Annotated in this window: 18 protein-coding genes; 8 read left to right on the top strand and 10 right to left on the bottom strand. The window is 47.3% G+C overall.

Annotated elements, in window-relative coordinates; genetic code table 11:
- Nucleotides 1-237 precede the first annotated feature (237 nt).
- Nucleotides 238-2,505 carry an aconitate hydratase gene (locus HYN48_RS00090; RefSeq protein WP_108369198.1) on the top strand — a complete coding sequence of 756 codons (2,268 nt, stop codon included), beginning with the start codon at nucleotides 238-240 and terminating at the stop codon, nucleotides 2,503-2,505.
- A 77-nt stretch (nucleotides 2,506-2,582) separates the two neighbouring features.
- Here HYN48_RS00090 and HYN48_RS00085 read toward each other — a convergent pair whose 3' ends face one another.
- From HYN48_RS00085 to HYN48_RS00055, 7 genes are all read right to left on the bottom strand, one after another.
- Nucleotides 2,583-3,056, bottom strand: coding sequence for a hypothetical protein (locus tag HYN48_RS00085; RefSeq protein WP_108369197.1), 474 nt, complete (start codon nucleotides 3,054-3,056; stop codon nucleotides 2,583-2,585).
- A 70-nt stretch (nucleotides 3,057-3,126) separates the two neighbouring features.
- Complete coding sequence (locus HYN48_RS00080) at nucleotides 3,127-3,705, bottom strand: DUF6705 family protein (RefSeq protein WP_108369196.1); 579 nt, start codon at nucleotides 3,703-3,705, stop codon at nucleotides 3,127-3,129.
- Between the two features lie 199 nt (nucleotides 3,706-3,904).
- Complete coding sequence (locus tag HYN48_RS00075; RefSeq protein ID WP_146171699.1) at nucleotides 3,905-4,246, bottom strand: helix-turn-helix domain-containing protein; 342 nt, start codon at nucleotides 4,244-4,246, stop codon at nucleotides 3,905-3,907.
- Nucleotides 4,247-4,510: 264 nt separating this feature from the next.
- Nucleotides 4,511-4,999 (bottom strand): hypothetical protein, encoded by a 489-nt coding sequence (locus HYN48_RS00070; RefSeq protein WP_108369194.1) that lies wholly within the window; start codon nucleotides 4,997-4,999, stop codon nucleotides 4,511-4,513.
- Between the two features lie 213 nt (nucleotides 5,000-5,212).
- Entirely contained in the window at nucleotides 5,213-6,388 is a 1,176-nt protein-coding gene (locus tag HYN48_RS00065) for a transglutaminase domain-containing protein (protein WP_181248488.1), read from the bottom strand.
- 161 nt (nucleotides 6,389-6,549) lie between these two features.
- Nucleotides 6,550-7,998, bottom strand: coding sequence for a glyceraldehyde-3-phosphate dehydrogenase (locus HYN48_RS00060; protein WP_108369192.1), 1,449 nt, complete (start codon nucleotides 7,996-7,998; stop codon nucleotides 6,550-6,552).
- A gap of 211 nt (nucleotides 7,999-8,209) precedes the next feature.
- Nucleotides 8,210-9,607 (bottom strand): Do family serine endopeptidase, encoded by a 1,398-nt coding sequence (locus HYN48_RS00055; protein WP_108369191.1) that lies wholly within the window; start codon nucleotides 9,605-9,607, stop codon nucleotides 8,210-8,212.
- A 150-nt stretch (nucleotides 9,608-9,757) separates the two neighbouring features.
- Here HYN48_RS00055 and dapF point away from each other — a divergent pair, with 150 nt between their 5' ends.
- The 7 genes from dapF (at nucleotide 9,758) to HYN48_RS00020 (ending at nucleotide 14,605) form a co-directional block, all read left to right on the top strand.
- A complete protein-coding gene (gene dapF, locus HYN48_RS00050; RefSeq protein ID WP_108369190.1) occupies nucleotides 9,758-10,543 on the top strand; it encodes a diaminopimelate epimerase in 786 nt (261 codons plus the stop codon).
- A gap of 1 nt (nucleotide 10,544) precedes the next feature.
- Nucleotides 10,545-11,078, top strand: a complete 534-nt coding sequence (locus tag HYN48_RS00045) for a GNAT family N-acetyltransferase (RefSeq protein WP_108369189.1) — start codon at nucleotides 10,545-10,547, stop codon at nucleotides 11,076-11,078.
- A 12-nt stretch (nucleotides 11,079-11,090) separates the two neighbouring features.
- A complete protein-coding gene (mltG, locus tag HYN48_RS00040; protein WP_108369188.1) occupies nucleotides 11,091-12,131 on the top strand; it encodes an endolytic transglycosylase MltG in 1,041 nt (346 codons plus the stop codon).
- 2 nt (nucleotides 12,132-12,133) lie between these two features.
- Entirely contained in the window at nucleotides 12,134-13,045 is a 912-nt protein-coding gene (locus HYN48_RS00035; protein ID WP_108369187.1) for a DUF2279 domain-containing protein, read from the top strand.
- Nucleotides 13,046-13,143: 98 nt separating this feature from the next.
- Nucleotides 13,144-13,779 (top strand): peptidoglycan-binding protein LysM, encoded by a 636-nt coding sequence (locus tag HYN48_RS00030; protein ID WP_108373224.1) that lies wholly within the window; start codon nucleotides 13,144-13,146, stop codon nucleotides 13,777-13,779.
- 150 nt (nucleotides 13,780-13,929) lie between these two features.
- Nucleotides 13,930-14,409, top strand: coding sequence for a hypothetical protein (locus tag HYN48_RS00025; RefSeq protein WP_108369186.1), 480 nt, complete (start codon nucleotides 13,930-13,932; stop codon nucleotides 14,407-14,409).
- Nucleotides 14,399-14,605: a helix-turn-helix transcriptional regulator gene (locus HYN48_RS00020; RefSeq protein WP_108369185.1), complete on the top strand. Its 207-nt coding sequence runs from the start codon at nucleotides 14,399-14,401 to the stop codon at nucleotides 14,603-14,605. Before HYN48_RS00025 ends, HYN48_RS00020 begins: the two co-directional genes overlap by 11 nt.
- 23 nt (nucleotides 14,606-14,628) lie before the next feature.
- Here the strand turns inward: HYN48_RS00020 and HYN48_RS00015 are convergent, their stop codons facing one another.
- From HYN48_RS00015 to dnaA, 3 genes are read right to left on the bottom strand one after another with little or no spacing between them, the layout of a single operon-like run.
- The gene (locus HYN48_RS00015; RefSeq protein ID WP_108369184.1) at nucleotides 14,629-15,348 is read right to left on the bottom strand and encodes an SAM-dependent methyltransferase; all 720 of its coding nucleotides are present in this window, start codon (nucleotides 15,346-15,348) and stop codon (nucleotides 14,629-14,631) included.
- 15 nt (nucleotides 15,349-15,363) lie between these two features.
- Nucleotides 15,364-15,831, bottom strand: a complete 468-nt coding sequence (locus tag HYN48_RS00010; protein WP_108369183.1) for a low molecular weight protein-tyrosine-phosphatase — start codon at nucleotides 15,829-15,831, stop codon at nucleotides 15,364-15,366.
- The gene (dnaA, locus tag HYN48_RS00005; RefSeq protein WP_108369182.1) at nucleotides 15,831-17,258 is read right to left on the bottom strand and encodes a chromosomal replication initiator protein DnaA; all 1,428 of its coding nucleotides are present in this window, start codon (nucleotides 17,256-17,258) and stop codon (nucleotides 15,831-15,833) included. The genes HYN48_RS00010 and dnaA overlap by 1 nt, the downstream gene beginning before the upstream one ends.

Here is a 17,258-nt window from a genome sequence, read left to right as displayed (position 1 = left end):
TCTTTGCTTAGCAGAGAAGGTTTCAGTGTATGCCCATTTCGGAATCGGCAAAAAAAATCCCATAAATTAACAATTAGGCAAAATTTTAATTTAAAAGCTAATTTTCATCAAAAATAACCACAAAAAATTCATTTTCAGGAATAATAATGCCTTTAAACGCGGTTTTTGTTAGAAATAGTTCAAATTTGCTTTCAATTCCTTAAATTTGCCTCACGAAAACAAACAATACTTTTTCATATGGCATTTGATATTGAAATGATTAAAAATGTGTATGCGAACATGACTGCCCGCGTAGACAAAGCACGCGAAATCGTCGGGCGTCCGTTAACACTGACTGAAAAGATTTTATACAACCACCTTTGGGAAGGCACTCCTTCAAAAGCGTTCACAAGGGGCAAGGACTATGTTGATTTTGCGCCGGACCGCGTGGCCTGCCAGGATGCGACCGCACAAATGGCGTTATTGCAGTTCATGCACGCCGGAAAAGCGAAAGTAGCTGTCCCGACCACGGTACACTGCGACCACCTGATCCAGGCCAAAGTCGATGCCGTAACCGATCTGGCACGCGCCAAGACACAAAGCAACGAAGTATTCGATTTTCTTTCCTCTGTATCTAATAAATACGGTATCGGGTTCTGGAAACCGGGCGCCGGGATCATCCACCAGGTGGTGCTTGAAAATTATGCATTCCCGGGCGGTATGATGATCGGTACCGATTCGCATACGGTGAATGCCGGCGGATTGGGTATGGTGGCCATCGGTGTGGGTGGTGCTGATGCCGTAGATGTGATGTCCGGTATGGCGTGGGAGCTCAAATTCCCGAAACTCATCGGTGTAAAACTCACCGGAAAGCTTTCAGGATGGACCGCGCCAAAAGACGTTATCCTTAAAGTGGCTGGCATCCTGACCGTAAAAGGCGGAACCGGAGCCATCGTGGAATATTTCGGAGAAGGGGCAGAAGCCATGTCCTGCACCGGGAAAGGAACCATCTGTAATATGGGCGCCGAGATTGGTGCCACGACATCAACTTTCGGTTACGATGCATCAATGGACCGTTACCTGCGTTCGACGGACCGTGCCGATATCGCTGATGAAGCCAACAAAATCGCATCTTACCTGACTGGTGATGCTGAGGTATATGCCAACCCGGAGCAATACTTTGACCAGGTGATTGAAATCAACCTTTCTGAACTGGAGCCTTACCTGAACGGTCCTTTTACGCCCGATCTGGCTACGCCCATTTCGAGAATGAAAGAAGAGGCCATCAAGAATGACTGGCCGCTCAAGATTGAATACGGATTGATCGGTTCCTGTACAAACTCTTCTTATGAAGATATTTCGCGCGCCGCGTCGTTAGCCAAACAGGTTGCTGATAAGAAATTAAAGACAAAATCGAATTTTACCATTACACCGGGCTCGGAACTCGTGCGGTATACCATCGAGCGCGACGGTTTTATCGATACTTTTGATAAGATCGGCGCGACTGTTTTTGCTAATGCGTGCGGACCATGCATCGGGATGTGGGACAGGGAAGGTGCAGAGAAAGAAGAAAGGAACACCATCGTCCACTCGTTTAACCGTAACTTCTCGAAGCGTGCCGATGGCAACCCGAACACACTCGCGTTCGTAGGTTCGCCGGAACTCGTCACGGCACTGGCCATCGCCGGCGACCTTTCATTTAACCCATTGACGGATACGCTGATCAACGAAGACGGCGAGGAAGTGAAATTGGACGAGCCGACAGGAAACGAACTGCCGCCGAGAGGTTTTGCAGTGGAAGATGCCGGTTTCCAGGCGCCTGCCCTGGACGGATCGGGCGTGTCGGTGGTGGTGAGCCCTACCTCTGAAAGGCTGCAGCTGCTCGCACCATTTGAACCGTGGGATGGCAGGAACATCACCAATGCCAAACTGCTGATCAAGGCTTTCGGTAAATGTACCACTGACCACATTTCTATGGCCGGACCCTGGCTGCGTTTCCGTGGGCACCTCGACAACATTTCCAACAACATGCTGATTGGTGCGATCAACGCATTCAACCAGAAAGCGAACTCGGTGAAAAACCAGCTGACCGGCGCTTACGAAGCGGTGCCGGCCGTACAGCGTGCCTACAAAGCTGCCGGAATTCCTTCCATCGTTGTGGGCGACCACAATTATGGCGAGGGCTCTTCAAGGGAGCATGCTGCCATGGAGCCGAGGTTCCTGGGCGTCAAAGCGGTGCTTGTGAAATCGTTTGCAAGGATCCACGAGACCAACCTGAAAAAGCAGGGTATGCTCGCGCTGACGTTTGCCAACGAAGCCGACTATGATAAAATCCAGGAAAACGATACCATCAACTTTACCAACCTGACCGAGTTTGCGCCGGGCGTGCCTTTGACGCTCGAGTTTACACACGAAGACGGCTCGGTAGATGTAATCCTTGCCAACCATACCTACAACGAAGGCCAGATTGGCTGGTTTGTGGCAGGATCGGCATTGAACCTGATCGCAAAGGCGGGCAACGCCTGATATTAAGTTTTTACAATTGGAAACGCCCTGTTGATGCAGGGCGTTTTTTTATAGGTTAAAATGCTTGAATGGTTCCGTCACATTTTTTTGATGATATCCGGAATGTCAAACTGGCGGTATTCACTTAACCGCTTCAAGAATTTCCCATCCGGTTTTATGATGATATAGTTGCCACACTGCTTCGCATCTGTAAAAAGCAGATTCTTTATCACATTGTTGGTGTCTTCTTTTACGAATGGCTTTTTATAATGATAATTCTTTTCCGTGATGAAAAACTGCATCGCTTTTGATTTCTTCTTTTTGAAGAACTTAATGTATTTCCAGTCGGAGGTGTAATGATCGATACAGGTTCCATTTGGATTTTCATCAGGACTGAGATAAAAATTGATGACAATTGTTTTTAACGTATCTATTTCGGTATTGCTCAATTTAGAAAGCTCAGAAATTACAGTGTTCCGTTCGTTGTTGCTGAGCGTGCCTTTCATTTCATACTGCGCAGACAGGTTTTTAGGCCAAATGAAGATGAGTAATAAAATGATTTTTAAGTTCATAGTTGACATAATATTTGAATGTATTGTTCATAATAACAAAGTGAAGTCACCCTTCCGGATGGCTAAATCATTACTGTTTGGTCAAAACAATTCCCTGTGGGATTGTAAAGCCATAATTATAAGGCGGCGGCGGATTGTTAGGATCGACTACGATGCCCATTATTTCGGAATTTTCAAATTTAACCGTCATTTGCGTTGTGCTTCCGGGTAAGAACTCAAAATAAGCCCAACAAGATTTTTTATTTAATGCTATATCCTGAAAGGTAAATTTAATTTTTGAATTATTTTCTGCTCCTATTGCCGACATTGGGTGTAATTCAGGATCAAGACTTAAAACCTGATTAATTGTATTTACAACAGTTGTGAGACCATTATCCTTTGTGTAAGAATAATTGCCAATCATAAAATCCTCATAAGAACCGCAAGGGTAAAGATAGTGAACCACTTTCTGCAATTTGAAAGTTACCTTTTCATTTCCGTTAGTCCAGACCCATTTGCCCGCAAAAGGGTCAAGTTCATTGTCAGTGTCTTTTACATAGCTGCCAACAGGCATGTCTTCAAGCCAATAACCATCATGAAGCCCAGCGGTAATTTGTGCATTGCTGTAAATTCCTGCAATTAACAATAGTGCCAGATATATTTTTTTCATAATTTATATATTTTAAAGGCAGTCAGAAGGTATGGCTGCATCAGTTTGTTCATTCTAAGTCAATTTCGTCCAATTCGTAAAATCAGCGTTGCCGGAAAATGCATCCAAACCTCCCGCTAAATTAGACAACATTCTTACAAATCCTTTTTCATTCACCTGATTTGTACCATTTTCATTTATAGCATATCGCTTTTGGGGTTCACTTCTCCAGCAATCCCACCAACAGCGCCTTTTCAGCCTGCAGGATTTCGATCTGCCGCTGCAACAGGGCGATGGTTTCGTCTTTGGAGGTGTCGGGCGGTGCCGTAGTCGTATAGGTTTCGGGCAGCAGGGCCGCTACATCTGCAAAGAAGTTGTGCTTCAGGGCATGGCTAAGGATCAGCAGCGTGTCTGAAGGCAGCGATGCGCTGCGCAGGTAATAATTGATTGTACTGCTGTCTTTGCCGATAACTCGTCCGAGTTCTGAAAGGGATGCCCTTTTTTTATCCATATGCTGCCGGATCATGTTTCCGATATCGATCAGTGGGGTGGTTTGTTTCATCTGTTGGTACTGGTTTAATTGAACAGGGCATAACGCCCGTTTTGCGGCCATCGCTGAAAGCATTGTAGCCCTCGCTGAATATTGTACAGTGATTACTAAACATATTCTCGCTATCGCTAAACACATTGAAGACATGGCCGGGCGTAATGGCATAATCGCTAAAAATATGCTGGTCGGCGCTAAATACACTGCGGCCCGAACGAAAATGAATTTGGTGCAGGCCAAAATGTTTTCAGCCTACACCAGATTTTTTACCGTTGCCGATTATAAAGTCCCGCTATCGGGCTGCCTTCCCGCGCCGGTGTTGCTGAAGCGCGCCTTCAGTTTGTCATACCCCTGCTTCGCACCGGGTACGCCGGCCTGGTTGGCCGCATCATAAATGCGGTAGACGGCCAGCGCCGTGCCATAGCCTTCGTGTCCGCAGATGCGCTTGATGTCAGAGACTTTCTGCACAAGGTTCATCAGCGCCGCTTCGATAGCGTCCGCCTGTTCATAGAGTGCGAGGTCGTTTTGCAGGTTGGTTGTGCTGATGAAGCCCGGCACGATGCCTGTGCCGCTCACGCCAAGTTCGGTAATGACGTCTTCGATGAACACTTTGTTGTTTACATCAATCGAATTGAAATCAGATCGCTGGCCCTCATCGAGGCTCGCCACAGGAAGCTTTCCTGAAATGGTGGCAATCGCGGTGTTGATTGCAGTGAGGTCTGCTGCCGAAATCGTGGTGTTGAGGCGGTTTTCTGTAATGTTACTCATTTTTGTTTGGTTTTTGAGAGGTTAATAATGAGCAATATATGAAAATCCTGAATAATATTAAAAACGTGAATAAAAAAATGCGTGAATCGAATTAAAAAACGCTATATGTGTATATCTGCAATAAAAAATCCGCCAAAGGGCGGATTTTTATTATCAATCGGTATTTATTGTTTCATGCCTGAGTGTCAAAATCTATGTGAAACGGCTCGGCACCTACTTCCCTGACCAGAGGCTCCTTTTTTCATAAAACATCCCCTTGCGCGCGGATTTGCTTTTGCCGAAGTACACATGCAGCCAGTCGCGGAATTCCATGACCTGCTTCAGGGCATCCTGTATCGTTTTAAGCAATTGGGTCTTGGAGGCGCCCAGATGCTCATCGTCCCTTGACACGCCTTCGAGTTTCTTCACGGCGCTGTTCAGCTTGCTTTCCGCGGCAATCAGCATGCCCTCGATGTCGCCGTCGGGCAGGGTGGGCTTGAACTGCTTGTTCCTGTATTCGATAAAGGCGTTTGTTTCATTGATGCCGGCGTTGTAATCGTGTACGGCCTCGTTGTAAAGCGCTGTCTTTTGCTTGATGTTGTCGTTGTCAATTTCCATCCTGATGTGCTGCAGCCGGTCGAAGATCATCGAATTCCGAAGCCCCGTTTCCTCAATCCTTTTGGCCGATGCCTTAAGCTGGTCGATGCGGTCAAGCTTTTCGTATGCGGCGATCTGCGCAGGATAATCAAAAAAAGGCTTGCTGCGGTCGAGGTCGGTTTTGCCCTGGTAGAATTCCGCCGTAGTGATCGGGTAGTTCATAAACTGCCACAGGTAATCGAACGGCATATGCGATTTGGCCAGCACTTTCGGCGTAGTTTCGTAATATGCATTGTTGATTCTCGGTATGAATTTCCCGCCGTTTACGTAGCCCGAGCCCCAGGTGGGGTCATACAGGTACCAGCTGCCGTCCAAAAAGGCGGCGCACCAGGCATGCGGGATGTAATCGGTAAAGCCGTTTTGTTTTGTGTAGCCTTCTACGACGTAGGATTTAATCCCCATCTTGTTGCTGATGTCGGCAAAAAGCTCGGCATAATTGGCACAGATGCCTTTACGCGTCTTCAGGGCCTTGTCTATTTTTTCCTCACGCTTTTCGTAGAAATTCAGCGCAAACATATTGTCGAGGTCATAATGAATGGTCTTCGCAATCCAGATGAACGCGGCGCGGGTGCGGTCCTTTTCGGTAGCAAACGACGATTTGAACCATGCGGCCATCTTGTCTGTGCTTCGCGTCAGTGAATCCGGGATTTGCAGTGCTTTGGCGTCGATGGCTGCGTAAGGGCTTACGGCTTTTTTCTGCGCGGAAAGGGTAACCGATACCAGTAAGAGGAGCAGGGGCAGGATCTTTTTCATAGTCAATTTCTGAGCGGCAAAAGTAAGCGAAAGTTGTGAAGTTTCAAAGTGTTTGGCGGTGGCGGACGGATGGTGCATTGCGGTCGCTAAAAAAAAATCCGCCTCGAGGGGAAGCGGATTTATGTTTGATGCATCAGGCCCTATAATACGGGCGCTGCCTGCTAGTAATAGGTAAACCTTCTTACCTTGGCGATATACTTCGCGAGGCGGATGACCTGATGGCTGTAGCCGTATTCGTTGTCATACCAGATGTAGAGTACGATGTTTTTGCCATCAGCCGATACGATCGTCGCATTGCTGTCATAAATCGACGGCGCCGAGGTGCCTACAATATCAGACGATACCAGTTCGTTGCTCAGCGAATATTTGATCTGCTCTACGAGTTCGCCCTCCAGTGCGTATTTCTTCATGATGGCATTCACTTCCTCGATAGAGGTCTCCTTGTTCACTTCAAGATTTAATACCACCAGCGAACCGTTTGGCACAGGAACACGGATCGCATTCGAGGTCAGTTTTCCGGCGAGGCTCGGCAGGGCTTTTGCGACAGCGCTTCCGGCACCGGTTTCGGTGATGACCATGTTGAGCGCCGCAGCACGGCCACGACGGTATTTCTTGTGCATGTTGTCTACGAGGTTCTGGTCATTGGTGTACGCATGGATGGTTTCCAAATGGCCTTTTACGACGCCCAGCGTATCTTCAATCGCTTTGAGGATTGGGGTAATCGCGTTGGTCGTGCACGAGGCGGCAGAGAAGATATCCACCGTATCTGGGTTGTGCTCGTTTTGGTTTACACCGTGAACGATGTTGGGTACGCCTTTGCCCGGCGCGGTAAGCAGTACTTTTGATACGCCGTTTGACTTGAGGTGGCGTGCCAGGGCTTCCTGCGTCGTAAAGGCCCCGGTATTGTCGATGAGCAGGGCGTCTGAAATGCCGTACACGGTATAATCGATATCCTCAGGCGCATTTGCCGTGATTACGTGCACCGTGGTGCCGTTGATGATCAGTGCGTTGTTTTCAGGATCAGCGATGACCGAGCCCTGGAAATCCCCGTGAATGGAATCGTTCCTTAACAACGAAGCCCTTTTTTCAAGGCTCACTGCGTCATTCTTGTCGCGCGTTACGATGGCGCGCAGGCGCATCTGGTTGCCTTTGCCCATCTTTGACATCAGTTCGCGTGCCAGCAAACGGCCGATACGTCCGAAGCCATAGAGTACAACGTCTTTTGGCTGGATGTCCTTAATGTCCTTGGCATTTTTAAGCTTGTCGATGACGAAATGCTTGGCATTCGGATATTTGTCGTCTTCGAGGTGGAACTCATAGGTCAGTTTGCCGATGTCAAGTTTGGAGGGCGGCAGGTCCAGCGACAGGATCGCTTTGGCAATCTCGACCGAATCAAATATGGAAATCGGTTTGCCTACGAATGCCCCGGCATATTCATGCAGGTTGATAATATCGCTTACATTGCGGTCAATCAGCTGGTTGCGGAACAGCACCATCTCGATGGATTTGTCGTACCATAAATCGCTGATGATCTTGATAAATTCTACTCCGGCACGCCGTCTGTCGGCCTGGAAGGAAAGTTCTCTTTCGTAAGAAGCGGTATTGTTCATGTCTCTGTAATTTGAAAAAGGTTAGTGTTGTTTTTTGAAAATTTGATGCAAAAGTATATATTTCAAACGTTTTCGTAAAATTTTTCGGCAAGTTTTACTGCGATTTTTTCAACGCCTGGTTTCTCCGGGTTTACGTAAATGCATAAAAAAAGCCGGACAATTCCGGCTTTTGATTTTGTGTTTTGTGGAATCGGGATTCCGTTACGGACACCTATAGGATAAACCGTACAACCTGCCCGTTGCGGGTGAGCATTTCAATCTGTACGCTTTCGTTGTCGTCGAGGTTGTCGAGCATCTCATTCACCACCTTAATATTTTTGACCTTGGTATTGTTAATGCTCAGGATGATGCCGCCTTTGAGGTCGTTGGCGTAAGCTGCAAAGCGTTCATTGGAAATGTCGCGGATCTTGACCCCGTAGTTCAGGTTGTACCGCTTCATATCTGCTGCCGTGAGGTCTTCAAGTTCGATGCCTTTAAATTCGGCATTGACAAATTCATACTTCGAAAGCATTACCGGCACAGTCCTGGTTTCGCCGTCGCGCACGAGCGTCACCTGGATTTTATCATTCGGACGCTTGGTATTGATGAAACCTGAAAGATCAGCGTACGAACTGATGTTGGTGTTGTCCATTTTAATGATGACGTCCCCTTTTTTAATTCCTGCCTTGTCGGCACCCGAATTCTTGTCGACATCGCCTACATAGAAGCCTTCGGTACGGTTCAGTCCGAGTTCCTTTGATACCGGGCCGTTGAGTTCAGCACCATGTACGCCCAGGATGCCGCGTTGTACGTTGCCGTATTCCATGATGTCCTCTATAATCTTGCGCGCAATATTCGACGGAATCGCAAAAGAGTAACCCACATACGATCCGGTTTGTGACGAGATCATCGTATTGATACCGATGAGTTCGCCATGCGTGTTTACGAGTGCACCGCCGCTGTTTCCCGGGTTTACTGCCGCGTCGGTCTGGATGAACGACTGGATGCCATTGGTGTCCAGGTTTCTGGCTTTGGCCGAAATAATCCCGGCAGTAACGGTAGAGGTGAGGTTGTAAGGGTTTCCTACGGCGAGTACCCATTCTCCGACCTTGGTGTTATCGCTGTCGGCAAAGGTGGCGTAGGGCAGTTTTTCATCGGCATCGATTTTTAGCAGGGCGATGTCCATCTTAGAATCCGTGCCGATCAGTTTGGCCTTGTACACCTTTTTGTTGTTCAGGGTGATCTCAAGGTCAGACGCATCCTGTACCACATGGTTGTTGGTTACGATATACCCGTCCTCAGAAATGATAACCCCCGATCCGGTACCTACCTGCTCCTGCTGCTGACCACCGCGGTATCCGTAGAAGTACTCCATAATCGGGTTAGACACGGTGCGGTAAGAAACGTTCTTTACGTGTACGACGGTATGCACTGCCTTGTCAGCAGCTTCGGCAAAGTCGACGCCTTCGGCTGAAAACCCTACGGTCTTGTTGTAATTTGGAGAAGCGACCGTTACGATGGATTTTTTTGGGGAAAACAAACCACCGCCTTCAAATAATAACTTGTAAGCTCCTAATGTTGTGGCACCGCTTAACAAGCAAACCAGAAATAAATTAGAAAATCTTTTCATTTGTAGTTAGGAATTAAATTATTTAACAGCAAAATTATGGGATTTACTTTTTCGGAAAAGTGGTTTAACACCTGATTAACACGGTTTAACTTTCTGTTATAATATTGCTATCTTTGGGACGTGTTTCCTGATTTGAAACATTGACATTCCATGAAAACTGAGTTCCACAAATATGAAGGTACCGGTAACGATTTTGTGATGATCGACAACCGTTTACTTCAATTTCCCAAAACCGATCACGCCCTGATCAGGAAGCTTTGTGACCGGCGGTTCGGTATTGGTGCCGACGGCCTTATTTTACTTGAAACCGATCCTCAATACGACTTCAGGATGGTGTACTTCAATTCCGACGGCAATGAAAGTTCGATGTGCGGAAATGGCGGCAGGTGCCTGGTCGCTTTCGCAAAAAATCTCGGCCTTGTCGATGTTGAGACCACATTCATCGCGACGGACGGCCCGCATTACGCCACGATGTATGACAAAGGGGTGGTGGCATTGCAGATGAAAGATGTGGATGCGCTTACGGTGACACCGGAGTATGTCTTTTTAGATACCGGTTCTCCGCATCATGTCGAGCTCGTCGATGATGTACACGCCACCGATGTGAGGCAAAAGGGTGCGAAAGTCCGCTACTCCGACCTTTACGGGCAAAAAGGCAGCAACGTTAATTTTGTCGAACAGGAACAGGACGATGCATTTAAAGTGCGTACGTATGAACGTGGTGTTGAAGACGAGACACTGTCCTGCGGCACCGGGGTCACAGCGGTTGCAATTGCCATGCACGCGATAGGCAAGACCCAGGCAGAAAAGGTAACCCTGCATGTTCCGGGAGGCGCGCTTGAAGTGTCGTTTTTCGCCAACGACGGCGTGTATTCCAACGTGTTCCTGAAAGGCCCTGCCACATTTGTCTTTAAAGGCGAAATCCCGATTCCGTAACATGATTACCTTAAAAGGAGAAAACATCCGCCTGCGTGCGCTCGAACCCGAAGATCTTGATTTCATTTATGAAGTTGAAAACGACGAGAGCATCTGGCACGTGAGCAATACCCAGACGCCCTACAGTTATTACCTCATACGGCAATACCTCGAGAATGCGCAGCAGGATATTTACGAAGCCAGGCAATTGCGGCTCGCGGTGTGCCATCACGATGACGTTACGCCGATTGGGTTGATTGACCTGTTCGATTTTGACCCGAAAAACCACCGCGCCGGCATCGGCATCCTGATACAAAATGCCAAAGACCGCAACAAACGCGCCGGTACCGAGGCTTTGGGGCTTTTGATCCGGTATGCCTTTTCAAAACTGGCCCTGCGCCAGGTGTACGCGAATATTGATACGGAAAATGAAGCGAGTATCAGGCTTTTTACTAAATTTGGGTTCCATCGTATCGGCGTCAAAGAGCAATGGAACCTGCAGGACGGAAAGTACCGGGACGAAGCCCTTTACCAATTGTTAAACCCTCAATTTTAAAAATCATACAGATTGAAACCGAAGAAATTACTCATTATCCTATCGCTTGTTATTGTGGTCGCGGCTTCCGTTTACGGATATACGCTGTACCGTAAAATTTTTGCGCCCAACACCTCATTCGACCAGAAGGAGCTTTATGTTTACATTCCTACCAATGCTGACTTCAGCCAGGTAACAGCCATCATGTCCCCTCTGATTCAGGACATGGACCGTTTTAAGATGGTCGCCGAAAAGAAAAAGTACGATCGCAACGTGAAGCCCGGGAAATTCCTGATCAAAAAAGGCATGAGCAGCAATGACATCATCAATTCACTGCGTCAGAACGTCCATTTCGATCTTACCTTCAACAATCAGGAACGCCTGGAAGATCTGGCCGGAAGGGTTTCAAAACAGATTGAAGCCGACAGCCTTTCGCTGCTCAATGCGTTCCGAGATAAGAAATTCCTGGCTGATAATGGCTTTACGGAAGACAATGTATTGTCGATGTTCATCCCAAACTCATACGAATTTTTCTGGAATGTCAGCGCTGAAAAGTTCCGCGACCGCATGGCAAAGGAATACCGCAAATTCTGGACACCCGAACGTATCGCCTTAGCAGAGAAGCAGAACCTGACGCCTTTGCAGGTTTCCGCACTGGCATCGATCGTACATAAGGAAACGGTAAAGAAGGATGAACGCCCGCGGGTGGCAGGTGTTTACCTGAACCGCCTCAATAGTGGTATGAAGCTGGAAGCAGATCCTACCGTAATTTATGCGGTGAAGAAAAATGCGAACGATTTCAGCCTTGTCATCAAGCGCGTCCTTAATAAAGATTTGTTGACCAACTCGCCTTACAATACGTACATGTATGAGGGTTTGCCGCCCGGACCCATCGCCATGCCGGACATTACGGCGCTAGAGGCAGTATTGAATCCGGAACAGCACGACTACATCTATTTCTGTGCGAGTGTGACGAATTTCGGCTATCATGAATTTGCCGTTACCCCGGCGCAGCATGAGGCAAACCGCCGCAAATACGTCGCATGGATCAGCAGTCAGGGCATTAAGCGATAGCCTTGGCAGCGAAACGATATACCATCCTGCTGATTTTTCTTACTGCTGCGACTGCCTTTTCCCAAAGCGGATTCGATCGGTTCCTGTCGCCTTCGGACAGCCTCAATACCCGGAAACGCAATCTTGTGGTCGGGGCTGAAGCAGTCCTGGGTACAGCAGCGTTGGTGGGACTGAGCCAGCTTTGGTATAAGGATTATCCGCAGTCGAAATTTCACTTCATCAACGACAACAATGAATGGCTGCAAATGGACAAGGCCGGGCATGTTTTTTCATCCTACCATATAGGGAAGGCGGGATTCAACGCATTGCGGTGGAGCGGAGTTGATAAAAGGAACAGCCTCATCTATGGCAGCACCCTCGGGTTGGCTTTCCTAACTGTTGTTGAAGTGTTCGATGGCTTTTCCGCGCAATGGGGTGCGTCATCGGGCGATTTGCTGGCCAACGTTACCGGAACGGCGTTATTTGCCGGACAGGAATTACTTTGGCATGAGCAGCGCATCACCCCGAAGTTTTCATTTCACCAAACGCAGTATGCGAAAATCCGTCCTGACGTCCTCGGACAATCATTTTCGGAACAGCTTCTAAAAGATTATAACGGACAAACGTACTGGCTGTCGGCGAATGTGTATGCTTTCACAAAATGCGACGCGGTTCCGAAATGGCTCAATCTCGCGTTTGGATATGGCGCGGATGGCATGGTTTCCGGTGACGGTTCGGCCGTGTCGGGCATAACACAAAATCCGGAAAGATTGCGCCAGTTTTACATCAGCCTGGATGTCGATTTGGAGAAAATTGAGACAAATTCCCACTTTTTAAAGACGCTTTTCTCACTTTTTAATACGATTAAGATTCCTGCTCCCACCGTTGAGGTCAACGGTTCCGGAAGGATTCGAATGCATCCGATCTATTTTTAGGTAAATATTAACTCGCTGATATTCAGAATTGTAATATTTATCGTATATTTGCCCCTCAGAAATTTCCCGGGGTGACAGACTTGGAAGAAAACCAATTTATGTTAAAAAAATGGATTTATTACACCAGCATTGTCCTTACCGTTGCATTCATCAGTTCAGGTTTTAAATCTGACAAAGCCTACAGCCAGTTTTGGTTAGCCGCTGCAGATCCCGAGCCATCGGCCGTGCAGTTTCCTTCACAGCATCGTTCAGATTACCCCTTTTCAAACCTGATTTTTACCGGCAAATCCTTCACCGGTTTCAAAGAAGCTATCGCTTTCAAAGAGTCTCAGGGCCAATACAAATTAGTCAATTCTTTTGGTTACATGGGCAAGTACCAATTTGGGACCAGTGCCCTCCGATCCGTCGGTATCACCAGTAACAGTCTGTTTTTAAATGACCCGCAATTGCAGGAAAAAGCCTTCAGCGCACTCATTGCCAAGAATAAATGGGAGCTCAGGGACGAAATCGCCGAATACGAAGGGAAAGTTGTCGCCGGTATCAAAGTAACCGAGTCAGGAATGCTTGCTGCAGCGCACCTCCTGGGAGCCGGATCGGTGAAGAAGTTCCTCAGGCACGACGGCAGAAAGAAAATAGTCGACGGTTTCGGGACTTCACTCAGGAGCTATCTCCGGAAATATGCGGGTTACGATACCTCGCACATTCCCGCTGAAGACCATCCTACCGTTTACTGACACCGATTACATATCAAAATACCCTTGACATTGCTGGCGTTGCCCGTCATGTCAAGGGTATTTCTGTTAAGTTTGCTTTTCTAAATGTAAAATATATTTGTCTATATGTAAAGTTTGTTTTACATTTGGATATATTTAAATTTTAGAAAAATGAAAACACCTTTTTTATTTCCAAATTCATTCAAGAGAATTGGATGGATTTTATTCATTCCGGCGTTTGCACTGTGCCTGTACTTTTCAGTCATGAACGTAGATACCGATGCGCTGCTGCAGGTCAATGTTTTCGCCCTGCTTAACGATGGTTTGTTTGGTGAATCGAAATACTTCGGGGTGATCCGGAACAGCATCATTGACGAGCTGTTGCTGTTTTGCCTTATCATTGGCGGTATTTTTATCTGCTTTTCAAAGCTGAAGCGCGAAGATGAATTCATCTCAAGAATACGCTACGAAAGTCTCGTTTGGGCTGTTTATATCAACTATGGCATCGTCCTGCTCCTAGCAGCGACCATTTACGGACTTCCGTTCATGAATGTCCTGTTTTACAACACCTTTACGATGATTTTCTTTTTCATCATAAGGTTTCATTACAAGCTGTACCAACTCAAAAAAGCGGCAACTGATGAAGAATAATCTAAAGGTTTTAAGAGCTGTGGCTTCCATTTCGCAGGGTGATCTCGCGGACCGGATACAGGTGAGCCGACAGACAATCAACGCGATTGAAACAGGAAAGTACGTGCCGTCTACGGTGCTGGCGCTGAAGCTGGCGCGTTTTTTTGAAAAACCGGTTGAGGAAATCTTTCAGCTTGAACCTGATGACGATCAATGATGGGAGTGCCTTAAAGCGGTGGACTACATTTTATGGATGATGAATATCGCCGGACGGTTCTGTAAATCGATTTTGATTTTCTTCCATTCCTTAATTTTCATCGTACGAATGTATTCCGTAGGCAGGGTAATGTCGGCGGCGACACACAGATGGGTCTCCGGATGCAGTGCCATCAGCAGGTCGTCCAGCATCTTATTGTTGCGGTAGGGTGTTTCTATGAACAACTGGGACTGGTTTTTGTCTGCCGACAATTTCTCGAGTTGCTTCACGGCTGCTTTCTTTTCAGATTTGTCGATCGGAAGGTAACCATTGAACGTAAAGCTTTGCCCGTTCATCCCTGAAGCCATAATGGCCAGTAAAATGGAGGAGGGGCCTACCATGGGAACCACCTGAATGCCTTTCTCGTGCGCGAGTTTAACGATGACGGCACCGGGGTCAGCGACTCCGGGACAGCCGGCCTCGCTCATCAGTCCGATATCTTTCCCTTCCAGGCACGGCCTGATCATGTCAATATGAGCTGACGCTTCGGTGTGCTTGTTTAAAGTGCTTAATTGCAGTTGCGGTTGCGGTTTTTCCGGCGCAACGCCCTTGATGAATTTCCTTGCGGTCTTTTCGTTTTCAACTATGTAAATATCCAGCGATTCCACAAGGCGTTTTACAGTATGCGGCAACACATCCATTGGTGCGGACTCTCCCAGCGTCGTGGGTATAAGGTACAGCTTTCCTGTGGGGTGGTTTGCCATTGATAAGTATTGGGATTATTCGGCTTCCTTCAGCAGTTTTTCCGCGATAAGCGTGCAGCTTTCATCAATCATATCGTAGACGGTCTCAAAACCGTTTTCCAATCCGAAATAGGGATCCGGCACGTCCACGTTTTCACCGGGGAACAGGGCGTCCAGCAAATAGGAAACTTTTTTACGTGATTTTTCATCAGGCGCCAATAGCATCACATCTCTGTAATTGCTGTGGTCCATCACAAAAATGTGATCGTAAATACTGAAATCCTCTGCGTTGAACTGTCGTGCCCTTTGCATGGTGATGTCAAGTCCTCTCTTTTTAGCGATATTGATGGAACGCTGATCAGGCTGTTTACCGCTGTGGTAATTTCCTGTTCCGGCAGAATCCACGCGGAATTTATCGCGGGGCAGCTTGGACTCCAGAATGCCTTCAGCCAGAGGCGACCGGCAAATGTTTCCCAGGCATACCATTAAAATCCGTACGGGCATTAGAGTGATAGTTTTTTGTGGATATCGTCCACGAATTTTTTAAATTGTTTATCGGTAGATACGAGGTTGTCAACGGTTTTACAGGCGTGAAGCACGGTGGCGTGGTCACGGTCACCGATCTGCGAACCGATATTGGCCAGGGATGCTTTGGTGAACTTCTTGGCAAAAAACATCGCCAGTTGCCTTGCCTGTACCACGTGACGCTTTCTGGTTTTGGATTGCAGCATATCAATATCCAACTGGAAATAATCCGATACGACTTTCTGGATGTAATCGATCGAAATTTCACGCTTTACGTTCTTTACGAATTTCTCGACTACGGCTTTTGCAAGATCCAGCGTCACTTCTTTTTTGTTGAAAGACGACTGGGCAATCAACGAAATAATCGCGCCTTCGAGTTCACGTACGTTCGATTTGATGTTTCGAGCGACATATTCGATAATCTCTTCAGGCATTTCCACACCATCGCGGTATAAAATATTCTTTAAGATGGAAATACGGGTTTCATAATCAGGCTGGTGCAATTCTGCCGAAAGTCCCCATTTGAAACGGGACAGCAAACGCTGTTCAATGTCCTGCATATCCACAGGGGCCTTATCAGAAGTCAGGATGACCTGTTTGCCGTTCTGGTGCAGGTAATTGAAAATATGGAAGAAAACGTCCTGGGTTCCGGTTTTCCCGGAAAGGAATTGGACATCATCAATAATCAGCACATCAATCAGCTGATAAAAATGGATGAAATCATTGCGGTTATTCTTCTTAACAGAATCAATATATTGTTGTGTAAAAATCTCGGCTGAAATGTACAGCACGGTTTTTTCCGGGTACTTATCCTTGATTTCCACGCCGATTGCGTGGGCCAGATGCGTCTTCCCCAAACCGACGCCGCCGAAAATCAACAGCGGATTGAATGAAGTGCCTCCGGGCTTGTTTGCGACGGCCATCCCTGCGGAACGTGCCAGCCGGTTGGAGTCGCCCTCCAGAAAGTTGTCAAAGCTGTAATTGGCATTAAGCTGCGATTCGATCTTAAGGTTCCTGATCCCCGGAATCACAAATGGGTTCTTGAGTTCAGGATTCAGGTTCTTGAAAGGTGCATCGACTTCCTGCGCTTTCATTGGCGAGCGGTGGGCACTCGGCAACTGTTCCGTAAACGGTTGTTTGTTGCCATAAGTGTTTTCCATCTTGATTTTATAGAGTAACTTCGCGTTTTTTCCGAGTTCTTTGGTAAGGGCCACTTTGAGCAATTTCACGTAATGTTCTTCCAGCCATTCGTAAAAAAATTTACTGGGTACCTGGATGTACAAAGCGTTGTCGGTTAACTCCACTGACTTAATCGGCTCGAACCAGGTTTTGTAGGCCTGATCCTGGATATTATCTTTTATGAAAAGAAGACAGTTTTCCCATACTGATTGCGCAGTTTTGTTCAT

This window comes from Flavobacterium magnum, from assembly GCF_003055625.1.
Classification (GTDB): Bacteria; Bacteroidota; Bacteroidia; order Flavobacteriales; family Flavobacteriaceae; genus Flavobacterium; species Flavobacterium magnum.
Note: the sequence above shows the minus strand (reverse complement) of the source record. Positions and strands in the feature narration are given on the sequence as shown.